The organism is Cupriavidus sp. MP-37 (genome assembly GCF_020618415.1).
In the GTDB taxonomy this organism is placed as follows: Bacteria; Pseudomonadota; Gammaproteobacteria; order Burkholderiales; family Burkholderiaceae; genus Cupriavidus.
In genome coordinates, this window is the sequence record NZ_CP085344.1 from 1,703,361 (window position 1) to 1,716,586 (window position 13,226).

Here is a 13,226-nt window from a genome sequence, read left to right on the forward strand (position 1 = left end):
AGTTGTTTGCGATCCGCTAACCGGTCAAGCCGTGTCGCGGAAGGTTGAATAACCCGCTGAACTCCGGCAGACCCGGAGAAAAGTGAGCGTCCCATGATGCAGCAGTATCAGAGCAATTCGTACCTCTTCGGCGGCAACGCCCCCTATGTCGAAGAACTGTACGAAGCCTACCTCCAGAACCCCGCCTCGGTTCCCGACAATTGGCGCGCGTACTTCGACGCCATGCAGAACGTTCCCGCCGTCGACGGCTCGAACGGCCGGGATATCCCCCACGCTCCCATCGTTGCCTCGTTCGCCGAGCGCGCCAAGCAAGGCCCCATCCGCACCATCGTTGCCTCGGCCGATTCCGACATGGGCCGCAAGCGCGTCGCTGCCACGCAGCTGATCGCCGCCTACCGCAACATCGGTTCGCACTGGGCCGACCTGGACCCGCTCAAGCGCCAGGAGCGTCCGCCCCTGCCGGATCTGGACCCCGCCTTCTACGGTTTTTCCGAAGCCGATCTCGATATCGTCTTCAACGCCAGCAATACCTACTTCGGCAAGGAGTCGATGAGCCTGCGCGAGCTGCTCAACAACCTGCGCGAAACGTACTGCGGCACCATCGGCTTCGAATTCATGTACGTGAGCGACCAGGCGCAGAAGCGCTGGTGGCAGGAGCGCCTGGAAACCACGCGTTCCAAGCCGGTGTTCACGCTGGAAAAGAAGAAGCACATCCTTGACCGCCTGACCGCGGCGGAAGGCCTCGAGCGCTTCCTGCATACCAAGTACGTCGGCCAGAAGCGCTTCTCGCTGGAAGGCGGCGAGAGCTTCATCGCCGCCATGGACGAACTGATCCAGCACGCCGGCAGCAAGGGCGTGCAGGAAATCGTGATCGGCATGGCCCACCGCGGCCGCCTGAACGTGCTGGTCAACACCCTGGGCAAGATGCCCGCCGACCTGTTCGCCGAGTTCGAAGGCAAGCACGTCGATGACCTGCCGGCCGGCGACGTCAAGTACCACAAGGGCTTCTCGAGCGACGTCTCGACCGAGGGCGGCCCGATCCACCTGTCGCTGGCATTCAACCCGTCGCACCTGGAAATCGTCAACCCGGTGGTCGAAGGTTCGGCCAAGGCCCGCCAGGAACGCCGCGGCGCGGTCGGCAACATGGAAGTGCTGCCGGTGCAAGTGCATGGCGATGCCGCCTTTGCCGGCCAGGGCGTGGTGATGGAGACGCTGAACCTGGCGCAGACCCGCGGCTACGGCACGGGCGGCACCATGCACATCGTCATCAACAACCAGATCGGCTTCACCACCTCCGACCCGCGCGACGCCCGCTCGACGCTGTACTGCACGGACGTGGTCAAGATGATCGAGGCCCCGGTGCTGCACGTGAACGGCGACGATCCCGAAGCCGTGGTGTACGCCATGCAGCTGGCGGTGGACTTCCGCATGGAGTTCAAGAAGGATGTCGTGGTCGACATCATCTGCTTCCGCAAGCTGGGCCACAACGAGCAGGACACGCCCGCGGTCACGCAGCCGCTGATGTACAAGAAGATTGCCCAGCATCCCGGCACGCGCAAGCTGTACGCCGACAAGCTGGCCGCGCAGAACCTGGTGCCGGCCGACTTCGGCGACGAGAAGGTCAAGGAATACCGCGCCGCGATGGACGCCGGCAAGCACACCGCCGATCCGGTGCTGTCGAACTTCAAGAACAAGTTCGCGGTCGACTGGATGCCGTTCCTGAACCGCAAGTGGACCGACGCCGCCGACACCGCCGTGCCGGTGACCGAACTGAAGCGCCTGGCCGAACGCATCACCGCCATCCCCGAACACCTGAAGCTGCACCCGCTGGTCGAGAAGGTGGTCAAGGACCGCGCCAACATGGGCCGCGGCGACCAGCCGCTGGACTGGGGCATGGGCGAGCACCTGGCCTTTGCCTCGCTGGTGGCCTCGGGCTACCCGGTGCGCATTACCGGCCAGGACGCCGGCCGCGGCACCTTCACCCACCGCCACGCCGTGCTGCACGACCAGAACCGCGAGCGCTGGGATGCCGGCAGCTACGTGCCGCTGCAGAACGTGTCGGAAAACCAGGCACCGTTCACGGTGATCGACTCGGTGCTGTCCGAAGAGGCCGTGCTGGGCTTCGAATACGGCTACTCGACCGCCGAACCGAACGCGCTGGTGATCTGGGAAGCCCAGTTCGGCGATTTCGTCAACGGCGCCCAGGTGGTGATCGACCAGTTCATCTCGTCGGGTGAAGTGAAGTGGGGCCGTGCCTCGGGCCTGACCCTGATGCTGCCGCACGGCTACGAAGGCCAGGGTCCGGAACACAGCTCGGCGCGCATCGAGCGCTTCCTGCAGCTGTGCGCGGACCACAACATGCAGGTCTGCCAGCCGACCACGCCGGCACAGATCTTCCACCTGCTGCGCCGCCAGATGATCCGCCTGTTCCGCAAGCCGCTGGTGATCATGACGCCGAAGTCGCTGCTGCGTAACAAGGATGCGGTGTCGCCGCTGTCCGACCTGGCCAAGGGCCACTTCGAGACCGTCATCGGCGACCACGAAGAACTGAACGCCGGCAAGGTCAAGCGCGTCATCATGTGCTCGGGCAAGGTCTACTACGACCTGGTCAACACGCGCAAGGAACGCGAGGCCAACGACACCGCCATCATCCGCCTGGAGCAGCTGTATCCGTTCCCGCACAAGGCGCTGGCCGCGGAGCTGAAGAAGTACCCGAACGCCAACGAAATCCTGTGGTGCCAGGACGAGCCGCAGAACCAGGGCGCCTGGTTCTTCGTGCAGCACTACATCATGGAAAACATGACGGATGGCCAGAAGCTCGGTTATGCCGGTCGTCCCGCCTCGGCTTCGCCGGCGGTGGGCTACTACGCAAAGCACAACGAGCAACAGAAGGCGCTGCTCGACGCGGCCTTCGCCAAGCTCAAGGGCTTTGTTCTGACCAAGTAATCAGTCGGCAGCCACGGCGGCGCGCGCAGGCGCGCCGTGGCAACGCCAGCATCAAGACAACACGCATAACACGAGGAATTCACCACCATGGCTATCGTTGACGTCAAGGTTCCGCAACTCTCCGAATCGGTCGCCGAAGCGACCATGCTCAACTGGAAGAAGAAGCCCGGCGAAGCCGTCGCCCAGGACGAGATCCTGATCGAAATCGAAACCGACAAGGTCGTGCTGGAAGTGCCGGCCCCGTCGGCCGGTGTGCTGTCGCAGATCGTCAAGAACGACGGCGACACCGTCGTCGCCGATGAAATCATCGCCAAGATCGACACCGAAGCCACCGCTGGCGCCGCTGCCCCCGCAGCCGCCGCCCCCGCTCCGGCTGCCGCCGCTCCGGCCCCGGCCGCCGCTGCAGCTCCGGCCGGCGCCGGCGCCGTGGCGATGCCGTCGGCCGCCAAGCTGATGGCCGAAGCCGGCCTGTCGGCTGGCCAGGTTGCCGGCACCGGCAAGGACGGCCGCATCACCAAGGGCGACGTGCTGGGCGCGGCCGCCGCGCCGGCCCCCGCCGCCAAGGCCGCTCCGGCCCCCGCCGCCAAGCCGGCCCTGCAGCAGGTCTCGGCCCCGGTCGACTTTGCCGCGCTGGGCGACCGCCCGGAAGAGCGCGTGCCGATGAGCCGCCTGCGTGCCCGCATCGCCGAGCGCCTGCTGCAGTCGCAAGCCACCAACGCCATCCTCACCACCTTCAATGAAGTCAACATGAAGCCGGTGATGGACCTGCGCAACAAGTACAAGGACCGCTTCGAGAAGGAACACGGCGTGAAGCTGGGCTTCATGTCGTTCTTCGTCAAGGCCGCGGTGCACGCGCTGAAGAAGTTCCCGCTGATCAACGCCTCGATCGACGGCAACGACATCGTCTACCACGGCTACTTCGACATCGGTATCGCGGTCGGTTCGCCGCGCGGCCTGGTGGTGCCGATCCTGCGCAACGCCGACCAGATGAGCCTGGCCGACATCGAGAAGAAGATCGCCGAGTTCGGCGTCAAGGCCCGTGACGGCAAGCTGTCGCTGGAAGAGCTGAGCGGCGGCACGTTCTCGATCTCCAACGGCGGCGTGTTCGGCTCGATGCTGTCGACCCCGATCATCAACCCGCCGCAGTCGGCCATCCTGGGCGTGCACGCCACCAAGGACCGCCCGGTGGTGGAAGACGGCCAGATCGTGATCCGCCCGATGAACTACCTGGCAATGTCCTACGACCACCGCATCATCGACGGCCGCGAAGCCGTGCTGGGCCTGGTCGCCATGAAGGACGCCCTGGAAGATCCGGCGCGCCTGCTGCTGGACCTGTAACCGCCGGTCCCTCCGCGCACGCACAGGCGTGCGCGGGGAGCGCGCTCCCGTGATCACGGCGCGCCGGCACAAGTTGCCGCCGGCGCCCAACAAGGAATTTCCATGAGCAAACAATTCGACGTGCTGGTGATCGGCGCCGGCCCCGGCGGCTATATCGCCGCCATCCGTGCCGGCCAGCTGGGCCTGAACGTGGCCTGCTGCGAAGGCAATGCGTATGACGATCCCAAGGGCGAAGCCCGCCTGGGCGGCACCTGCCTGAACGTGGGCTGCATCCCCTCCAAGGCGCTGCTGGCGTCCTCGGAAGAGTTCGAGAACGTCCAGCACCACCTGGGCGACCACGGCATCACCGTCGGCGACGTCAAGGTCGACGTGGCCAAGATGCTCAAGCGCAAGGACGATATCGTCGGCAAGATGACCAAGGGCATCGAGTTCCTGTTCCGCAAGAACAAGGTGACGCTGCTCAAGGGCTACGGCAAGTTCGTCGGCAAGAGCGCCGAGGGCTTCCAGGTCGAAATCGCCGGTGAAGTGGTGACCGCCAAGCAGGTCATCATCGCCACCGGCTCGAAGGCCCGCCACCTGCCGGGCATCACCGTCGACAACGACCTGGTCAGCGATAACGAAGGCGCGCTCAAGTTCCCGTCGGTGCCGAAGAAGCTGGGCGTGATCGGCGCCGGCGTGATCGGCCTCGAGCTGGGCTCGGTGTGGCGCCGCCTGGGCGCCGACGTGACCGTGCTGGAAGCGCTGCCCGCCTTCCTGGGCGCCGCCGACGAAGGCGTGGCCAAGGAAGCGCAGAAACAGCTGACCAAGCAAGGCCTGAAGTTCAGCCTCGGCGTGAAGGTGGATGAAGTCACGACCGGCAAGAAGGGCGTGACCGTCAAGTACACCGACAAGGATGGCGCCGCCCAGACCCTGGAAGTTGACCGCCTGATCGTGTCGGTCGGCCGCGTGCCGAATACCGACAACCTGGGCCTGGACGCAGTCGGCCTGGCGGTCGACCCGCGCGGCTTTATCGAGGTGGACGACCATTGCGCCACCAAGGTGCCGGGCCTGTGGGCCATCGGCGACGTGGTGCGCGGCCCGATGCTGGCGCACAAGGCCGAGGACGAGGGCGTGGCCGTGGCCGAGCGCATCGCCGGCCAGAAGCCGCATATCGACTACAACTGCATTCCGTGGGTGATCTACACCTTCCCGGAAATCGCATGGGTCGGCAAGACCGAAGCCCAGCTCAAGGCCGAAGGCCGCGAGTACAAGGCCGGCCAGTTCCCGTTCATGGCCAACGGCCGTGCGCTGGGCATGGGCCATGCCGACGGCTTCGTCAAGATGCTGGCGGATGCCAAGACCGACGAGATCCTGGGCGTGCATATCGTTGCCGCCAACGCCTCGGACCTGATCGCCGAAGCCGTGGTGGCGATGGAGTTCAAGGCCGCCAGCGAAGATATCGGCCGCGTCTGCCATCCGCACCCGTCGATGTCGGAAGTCATGCGCGAAGCCGCGCTGGCCGTCGACAAGCGCCAACTCAATATGTAAGGCGCGTGTCCGCCGTTGCCTGAGTACCGGCGCGCCGTTCTGCGGCGCGCCGTTTTCACTTGCGGCGCGTGCCGTGTGAGCCCCTAGCATGAACGTCACCGAGTACTACGAGAAGGAACTGAAGGAGCGCGGCTACCAGTCCGACGAGGCCCAGCTGCGCGCCGTGGCCCGGCTGCAGCAGTGCTACGACGAATGGGTCGCCTACAAGGGGCGCCGCAACAACGCGCTGAAAAAGCTGCTGGTGCGCCCCGACGTGCCGCAGGGCGTCTACATGTGGGGCGGGGTGGGGCGCGGCAAGTCGTTCCTGATGGACAGCTTCTATACCTGCGTGCCGGTGGTGCGCAAAACGCGGCTGCATTTCCATGAATTCATGCGCGAGGTGCACCGCCAGCTGGAAGAACTGCGCGGCCGTCCCGACCCGCTGGACGAGTTGGCGAAGCGCATCGCGCGCCGTTTCCGCCTGATCTGCTTCGATGAATTCCATGTCAGCGACGTCGCCGACGCGATGATCCTGCATCGCCTGCTGCAGCAGCTGTTCGACAACGGCGTGCAGTTCGTGATGACCTCCAACTACCGCCCGGACCTGCTGTACCCGGACGGCCTGCACCGCGACCGCGTGCTGCCCGCCATCGCGCTGCTGCAGCAGAAGCTGGACGTGCTCAATGTCGATGCCGGCATCGATTACCGCAAGCGCGCGCTGGAGCAGGTGCAGGCCTACCACACCCCGCTCGGCGCCAAGGCCAACTCGGCGCTGCGGGATGCGTTCACTTCCATTGCCGGCGTCGCCGACGAGTCGCCGCTGCTGCATATCGAGCACCGCGAGCTGCGCGCGCTGCGCAAGGCCAACGGGGTGGTGTGGTTCGACTTTGCCACGCTGTGCGGCGGTCCGCGCTCGCAGAACGACTACCTGGAACTGGCCTCGCAGTTCCATACGGTGATCCTGTCCGACGTGCCGCGCATGACACCGCGCATGTCGTCCGAGGCACGCCGCTTCACCTGGCTGATCGACGTCTTCTACGACCACAAGGTCAAGCTGCTGATGTCGGCGGAAGTGCCCGCCGACGAACTCTATACCGAAGGCCAGATGGCCAACGAATTCCATCGCACCGTATCCCGCATCATCGAGATGCAGTCGCGCGAGTACCTGGAATCCGAGCGCCGCACCATGGATACGACGCTTACCTGAGCGGTGTTTCAGGCCCGGCGCGACGATAGCCGGGCCGCCTTGATCTATATCAAGCTGGAATCGGGGGGCGGCCTATATCCTCGACTGGGTAAAAAAAGCATCCCATGTCGCCGCCCCCAGCCACCAGTCCCTCCGCCAGTATGCTGGCGCCATTTCCGCCAACCATCGGGCGCAATGGCGCCGAGACGGCTGCGCGCGACGCCACCGCAGCGCTGGCCTGCTTTCATTGCGGTTTGCCGGTAACCGATGCCGAGCCGCTCGCCGCGGACCTGGACGGCAGCCGCCGCGTGTTCTGCTGCGGCGGCTGCCAGGCCCTGGCGCAGACCCTCCATGCCGCCGGCTTTGCCCACCTGTACGGCGATGAAGCCCGCTTCGCCCGCCCCATCGACGACGACGCCCGGCGCGAAGCCGAGCCGATCTGGGCCGCCTACGATGCCCCGGAACTGCGCGCGCAGTTTGTCCGCCCGCTCGACGGCGGGCGCGCCGAGATCACGCTGGCTCCCGAGAACATCCGCTGCGCCGCCTGCGCCTGGCTGATCGAACAGCATCTGTCCCGCCAGCCGGGGGTGGAGTCCGCGGTCGCCAACGTCGCCACGCGGCGGGTGGTGGTGCGCTGGCGCGACGGTGCCCAGACCGTGTCGGGGCTGCTGGCCGCGCTGGCCGGCATCGGCTACATGGCCTGGCCCTTCGAAGTCTCGCGCACCGACCAGCAGGACCGCCGCGCGCGCCGCGGCTTGCTGATGCGCATGGCGGTGGCCATGCTCGGCATGATGCAGGTGATGATGTACGCGTGGCCGATCTACACCCACGAGGCCACCATCGATCCCGGCCAGCTGCAGCTGATGCGCTGGGCCAGCTTCGCGCTGACCTTGCCGGTGGTGTGCTATGCCGCCTCGCCGATCTTCGCCGGGGCCTGGCGCAGCCTGCGCCAGCGCCATATGGGCATGGACGTGCCGGTGGCGATCGGCGTTGCCGCCGGTTTTGCCGCCAGTGCGCTGGCCACGGTGCGCGGCGTGGGCGAGGTCTATTTCGATTCGGTGACGATGTTCGTCGCCTTCCTGCTGCTGGCCCGCTACCTGGAACTGCGCGTGCGCCAGGCCTCGCGCAGCGGCGCCGAAATGCTGGCGCGCCAGTTGCCTGCCACATGCGAGCGGCTCTCCGCGGCCGGCGCGGCGGGCGAGCGTATCCCGGTCGCGCGCCTGCGCGCGGGCGACCTGATCCGCGTCAAGGCGGGCGAGATCGTCCCCGCGGACGGCGCAGTGACTTCGGGCACCAGCGAACTCGATGAGTCCATGCTGACCGGCGAAAGCCGCCCGGTGCGCCGCTGCGCCGGCGACACCGTGCTGGCCGGCAGCTTCAATACCGCCAGCCCGCTGGAACTGCGCGTGACCCGCGTCGGCGCCGGCACGCGCCTGGCCGAGATCGTCGCGGTGCTGGACCGCGCGCTGGCCGAAAAGCCGCGCCTGGCGACGCTGGCCGACCGCGTGGCCGGCTGGTTCGTGGCGACGCTGCTGGCGCTGGCGGCACTGACCGGCGTGGTCTGGGGCCTCTGGATCGATCCGTCGCGGGCCTTGCTGGTGACGATCGCGGTGCTGGTGGTCAGTTGCCCGTGCGCGTTGTCGCTGGCCACGCCCGCGGCGCTGGCCGCGGCCGGCGCCGCGCTGTCGCGGCGTGGCGTGCTACTGGCGCGCGGCCACGCGCTGGAAACCCTCGCGCGCGTCACCGACGTGGTGCTCGACAAGACCGGCACGCTGACCGAGGGCCGCTTCGCGGTGGCGGCGGTCGAGCCGCTCGGTGAAGCCGATTCCGCCAGATGCCTTTCCCTGGCCGCGGCGATGGAGCGCGGCGGCGAGCATCCGATCGCACGCGCGCTGGTGGCGGCGGCGCCGGATCCAGCCGGCCTGCCGCTGCAGGTCAGCGACATGCGCAACGTGCCCGGCCACGGCCTCGAGGCGGTGGTCGCGGGCCGCCGCCTGCGCCTCGGCCGTGCCGATTTTGTCCTTGCGCTGGGCGGCTCCGGCCAACCTGCGCCGGCCGCTGCCGACAACCCGATGCATCCCGGCGCCACGGTGGTCTGGCTCGGCGCCGAGACCGGCCCGCTGGCGCGCTTTGTCCTGGCCGATGTCGAGCGCCAGGAAACCCCGGCGCTGCTGGCGCGCCTGCGCGAACTGGGCGTGCGCTGCCATCTGGTATCCGGCGACAACGAGGCGGCGGTGCACTGGTGGGCCGCGCACTTCGGCATCGGGTGCATGGCCGGCGAAGTCACGCCAGAAGGCAAGCGCGACTACGTGGCGCGGTTGCAGCAGGGCGGGGCCGTGGTGCTGGCGGTCGGCGACGGCATCAATGACGCGCCGGTGCTGGCGCAGGCGCAGGTGTCGATTGCCATCGGCAGCGGCGCGCCGCTGGCGCAGGCCGGCGCGGACGCGGTGCTGACGCACGGCGGCGTGGCCGAGATCGCAACGGCGCTGGCGGTGTCGCGCCAGACGCGCCGGGTGGTGCGCCAGAACCTGGGCTGGGCCTTTTTCTACAACGTGGTCGCCATTCCGCTGGCGGCGACGGGGCTGGTGACGGCCTGGATGGCCGGCATCGGCATGTCGCTGTCGTCGCTGCTGGTGGTCGCCAATGCCTGGCGCCTGCTGCGCGCCGGCAAGCCGCGGCGCACGACGCGGCGCACCTCGCGGCATAACGGAGCCTGACGATGGAAACGCTTTACCTGCTGGTGCCGATGAGCCTGGTGCTCGTGGTCGTCATCGCGGGCGCGCTGTGGTGGGCGCTTCATGCCGGGCAGTACGACGACCTGGACCGGCCTGCCGAATCGATCCTGCTGGACAACGACAAGCCGTGAGCCCGCAGCGCGGGCCTCGGACCGGAGCCGCGCGCGCAGGTTCAAGGCGCGCCCGGAGCGGCTTGATGAAGATCAACGCACCCGTGGCATGGTTTTTCTAAAGTCACACTGTCAGTAGGTTTTTTATTTTCTCTAAGCTTTGGGGGTCTGAATGGATGTCACTGCCGCGTCTTCACGCGTCGACACCTTCAATTACGGCGTCGTAAGACAGTTCGCTGTCATGACGGTAGTCTGGGGGATCGTCGGCATGGCCGTCGGCGTGCTGCTGGCAGCACAGTTGATCTGGCCCGAACTCAATTTCAATACACCGTGGCTGTCGTTCGGCCGGCTGCGTCCGCTGCATACCAACGCGGTGATCTTCGCCTTCGGCGGCAGCGCGCTGTTTGCCACCTCCTACTACGTGGTCCAGCGCACCTGCCAGGCGCGCCTGTTCTGCGGCCCGCTGGCCGCGTTCACGTTCTGGGGCTGGCAACTGGTCATCGTCGCGGCCGCCATCACGCTGCCGCTGGGCATCACCAGCTCCAAGGAATACGCCGAACTCGAATGGCCCATCGACCTGCTGATCACCGCGGTCTGGGTGGCCTACGCCATCGTCTTCTTCGGCACCATCGTCAAGCGCAAGACCCGGCATATCTACGTCGCCAACTGGTTCTTCGGCGCTTACATCCTCACCATCGCGCTGCTGCACATCGTCAACAACATCGAGATGCCGGTGTCGCTGTGGAAGTCCTACTCGGCCTATGCCGGCGTGCAGGACGCGATGATCCAGTGGTGGTACGGCCATAACGCCGTCGGCTTCTTCCTGACCACCAGCTTCCTGGGGATGATGTACTACTTCATTCCCAAACAGGCCGAGCGCCCGATCTTCTCCTACCGCCTGTCCATCGTCCACTTCTGGGCGCTGAACTTCACCTACATGTGGGCCGGCCCCCACCACCTGCAGTACACCGCGCTGCCGGACTGGGCGCAGTCGCTCGGCATGGTGTTCTCGCTGATCCTGCTGGCACCCTCCTGGGGCGGCATGATCAACGGCATCATGACGCTGTCGGGCGCCTGGCACAAGCTGCGCACCGACCCGATCCTGAAATTCCTGGTGGTGGCGCTGTCGTTCTACGGCATGTCGACGTTCGAGGGCTCGATGATGTCGATCAAGACCGTCAACGCGCTGTCGCACTACACCGACTGGACCATCGGCCACGTGCACTCGGGCGCGCTGGGCTGGGTCGCCATGATCTCCATCGGTTCGCTGTACTACCTGATCCCGCGGCTGTTCGGCGAAAAGCAGATGTACAGCATGCGCCTGATCGAGTGGCACTTCTGGATCGCGACCATCGGCGTGGTGCTGTATATCGCCTCGATGTGGATCGCGGGTGTGATGGAGGGCCTGATGTGGCGCGCCACGCAGCCTGACGGCACGCTGACCTACGCCTTCGTCGAAGCGGTCAAGGCCAAGTACCCGTTCTATCTGATTCGCCTGCTGGGTGGCATGTGCTTCCTGTCCGGCATGCTGCTGATGGCCTACAACATCGCCAAGACCATTGCCGGCAAGCCCGCCGTGGATGCGCCGATTCCGGCCAGCATCGCCGCCTCTGCCCACTGATCAATCCAGGATAGAAAGATGTCCGACAAACAACGCTTCTTTTCGCACGAAACGCTGGAGAAGAACATCGGCTGGCTGATCATCTGCACGATCCTCGTGGTCAGCATCGCAGGTCTGGTCCAGATCGTGCCGCTGTTCTTCCAGCACTCCACCACCGAGCCGGATCCTGGCATCACGCCGTATTCGCCGCTGCGGCTGATGGGACGCGATATCTATATCCGCGAAGGCTGCGTCGGCTGCCACTCGCAGCAGGTGCGTACGCTGCAGGCCGAGACCGAGCGCTACGGCCATTACTCCACCGCTGGCGAATCGGTCTACGACCATCCGTTCCTGTGGGGCTCCAAGCGCACCGGCCCCGATCTGGCGCGCGTGGGCGGACGCTACTCCGACGACTGGCAGCGCATTCACCTGCGCAACCCGCGCGACGTGGTGCCGGAATCGGTGATGCCGTCGTACCCGTGGCTGGAGCAGGCCGAGTTGCCCACCAACGATATCCAGGCGCGCATGCGGGCGCTGGTCAGGCTGGGCGTGCCGTACTCCGACGCCGAGATCGCGAAGGCGCCGGAAGAGCTGAAGGGCAAGACCGAAGAAGACGCGCTGGTCGCCTACCTGCAGGGCCTCGGCACCAACCGCCGCAACGTGCGGGTCGATGCCGCCGCCGCGGCACCGAAGGAGTAAGCCATGGCCATGATCACCGCGATTGCGACCGTCGTGTCCATGGTCGTCTTCCTCGGCATCTGCTGGTGGGCCTGGTCCGCCGGCCGCCAGGCCGCCAACCGCGAATCCGCCATGCTGCCGTTCGCGCTGCCTGACGAAACTACGACAACGAGCCGGAACACCTAGCCATGAGCGATTTCATTTCCGATTTCTGGAGTTACTACATTGCCGCCATCGCGCTCATCGGCATCGTCTGGTGCGTGTGGCTGCTGTTCTCCCAACGCAAGATCACCAAGACCCCTGGCGGCACTGAAGATACCGGCCATGTCTGGGACGGCGACCTGCGCGAACTGAACAACCCGCTGCCGCGCTGGTGGATGTGGATGTTCCTGCTGGCCTGCATTTTCGGACTGGCCTATCTCGTGCTGTATCCGGGCCTGGGCTCGTACGCCGGCGTGCTGAAGTTCTCCACGCAGGGCGAACTCGCCGCGCACCGCGCGGCGCAGGAGCGCATGCAGAACGAGATCTATGCCAGGTACCTGAAGATGGACGTCAAGCAGGTCGCGGCGGACCCGCAGGCGCGCGAGATCGGCCAGCGCCTGTTCCTGAACTACTGTGCGCAGTGCCATGGCTCGGACGCGCGCGGCAGCCGGGGCTTCCCCAACCTGACCGATCACGACTGGTTGTACGGCGGCGAGCCCGAGACCATCAGCCAGACCATCACCAAGGGCCGCAACGGCGTGATGCCGCCGTTTGGCGCGGTCATCGATGCCAAGCAGGCGGGCGACGTGGCGCAGTATGTGCGTTCGCTGTCCGGGCTGTCGTCGGATCCGATCCGCGTATCGCGGGGCGAAGGCCCGTTCAAGACCACCTGCGTCGCTTGCCACGGCGCCGGCGGCAAGGGCAACCAGGCCCTCGGTGCACCGAACCTGTCGGACAACGTCTGGCTCTATGGCAGCTCGGAAGCCAGCATCGTCGACGCCATCCTGAAAGGCCACAACAACCATATGCCGGCACACGAGGAAATCCTGACGCCCGAACGCATCCGCATGCTGACGGCCTATGTGTGGGGGCTGTCCAATACGGGAGGCGGAGCCGGGCAATGATCGACGACTCATCTGAGCGAG

General features: G+C 66.4%; 10 protein-coding genes. All 10 read left to right on the plus strand.

Annotated features, from left to right (window positions below; all coding sequences use genetic code 11):
• Positions 1–93: 93 nt before the first annotated feature.
• On the plus strand, positions 94–2,946 hold the full coding sequence (locus tag LIN44_RS08000) for a 2-oxoglutarate dehydrogenase E1 component (RefSeq protein WP_012353126.1): 2,853 nt from the start codon (positions 94–96) through the stop codon (positions 2,944–2,946).
• Positions 2,947–3,033: 87 nt separating this feature from the next.
• Positions 3,034–4,284, plus strand: coding sequence for a 2-oxoglutarate dehydrogenase complex dihydrolipoyllysine-residue succinyltransferase (gene odhB / locus LIN44_RS08005; RefSeq protein WP_227314237.1), 1,251 nt, complete (start codon positions 3,034–3,036; stop codon positions 4,282–4,284).
• A gap of 102 nt (positions 4,285–4,386) precedes the next feature.
• Positions 4,387–5,811 (plus strand): dihydrolipoyl dehydrogenase, encoded by a 1,425-nt coding sequence (lpdA, locus tag LIN44_RS08010; RefSeq protein WP_227314238.1) that lies wholly within the window; start codon positions 4,387–4,389, stop codon positions 5,809–5,811.
• A gap of 88 nt (positions 5,812–5,899) precedes the next feature.
• Positions 5,900–6,997 (plus strand): cell division protein ZapE, encoded by a 1,098-nt coding sequence (gene zapE, locus LIN44_RS08015; RefSeq protein ID WP_227314239.1) that lies wholly within the window; start codon positions 5,900–5,902, stop codon positions 6,995–6,997.
• 104 nt (positions 6,998–7,101) lie between these two features.
• Positions 7,102–9,693, plus strand: coding sequence for a heavy metal translocating P-type ATPase (locus tag LIN44_RS08020; protein ID WP_227314240.1), 2,592 nt, complete (start codon positions 7,102–7,104; stop codon positions 9,691–9,693).
• A gap of 2 nt (positions 9,694–9,695) precedes the next feature.
• Positions 9,696–9,842 carry a cbb3-type cytochrome oxidase assembly protein CcoS gene (gene ccoS, locus LIN44_RS08025; protein ID WP_010809469.1) on the plus strand — a complete coding sequence of 49 codons (147 nt, stop codon included), beginning with the start codon at positions 9,696–9,698 and terminating at the stop codon, positions 9,840–9,842.
• 151 nt (positions 9,843–9,993) lie between these two features.
• Positions 9,994–11,442 (plus strand): cytochrome-c oxidase, cbb3-type subunit I, encoded by a 1,449-nt coding sequence (gene ccoN / locus LIN44_RS08030; RefSeq protein ID WP_227314241.1) that lies wholly within the window; start codon positions 9,994–9,996, stop codon positions 11,440–11,442.
• An 18-nt stretch (positions 11,443–11,460) separates the two neighbouring features.
• On the plus strand, positions 11,461–12,120 hold the full coding sequence (ccoO, locus tag LIN44_RS08035; protein WP_227314242.1) for a cytochrome-c oxidase, cbb3-type subunit II: 660 nt from the start codon (positions 11,461–11,463) through the stop codon (positions 12,118–12,120).
• 3 nt (positions 12,121–12,123) lie between these two features.
• On the plus strand, positions 12,124–12,285 hold the full coding sequence (locus LIN44_RS08040) for a CcoQ/FixQ family Cbb3-type cytochrome c oxidase assembly chaperone (RefSeq protein ID WP_227314243.1): 162 nt from the start codon (positions 12,124–12,126) through the stop codon (positions 12,283–12,285).
• A gap of 2 nt (positions 12,286–12,287) precedes the next feature.
• On the plus strand, positions 12,288–13,205 hold the full coding sequence (ccoP, locus tag LIN44_RS08045) for a cytochrome-c oxidase, cbb3-type subunit III (protein WP_227314244.1): 918 nt from the start codon (positions 12,288–12,290) through the stop codon (positions 13,203–13,205).
• Positions 13,206–13,226: the final 21 nt, after the last annotated feature.

What these genes read in the sequence shown, in the direction of transcription:
- LIN44_RS08000 (WP_012353126.1), top strand. Translation starts at nt 94, where the DNA reads ATGATGCAGCAGTATCAGAGCAATTCGTACCTCTTCGGCGGCAACGCC.
- odhB (WP_227314237.1), top strand. Translation starts at nt 3,034, where the DNA reads ATGGCTATCGTTGACGTCAAGGTTCCGCAACTCTCCGAATCGGTCGCC.
- lpdA (WP_227314238.1), top strand. Translation starts at nt 4,387, where the DNA reads ATGAGCAAACAATTCGACGTGCTGGTGATCGGCGCCGGCCCCGGCGGC.
- zapE (WP_227314239.1), top strand. Translation starts at nt 5,900, where the DNA reads ATGAACGTCACCGAGTACTACGAGAAGGAACTGAAGGAGCGCGGCTAC.
- LIN44_RS08020 (WP_227314240.1), top strand. Translation starts at nt 7,102, where the DNA reads ATGTCGCCGCCCCCAGCCACCAGTCCCTCCGCCAGTATGCTGGCGCCA.
- ccoS (WP_010809469.1), top strand. Translation starts at nt 9,696, where the DNA reads ATGGAAACGCTTTACCTGCTGGTGCCGATGAGCCTGGTGCTCGTGGTC.
- ccoN (WP_227314241.1), top strand. Translation starts at nt 9,994, where the DNA reads ATGGATGTCACTGCCGCGTCTTCACGCGTCGACACCTTCAATTACGGC.
- ccoO (WP_227314242.1), top strand. Translation starts at nt 11,461, where the DNA reads ATGTCCGACAAACAACGCTTCTTTTCGCACGAAACGCTGGAGAAGAAC.
- LIN44_RS08040 (WP_227314243.1), top strand. Translation starts at nt 12,124, where the DNA reads ATGGCCATGATCACCGCGATTGCGACCGTCGTGTCCATGGTCGTCTTC.
- ccoP (WP_227314244.1), top strand. Translation starts at nt 12,288, where the DNA reads ATGAGCGATTTCATTTCCGATTTCTGGAGTTACTACATTGCCGCCATC.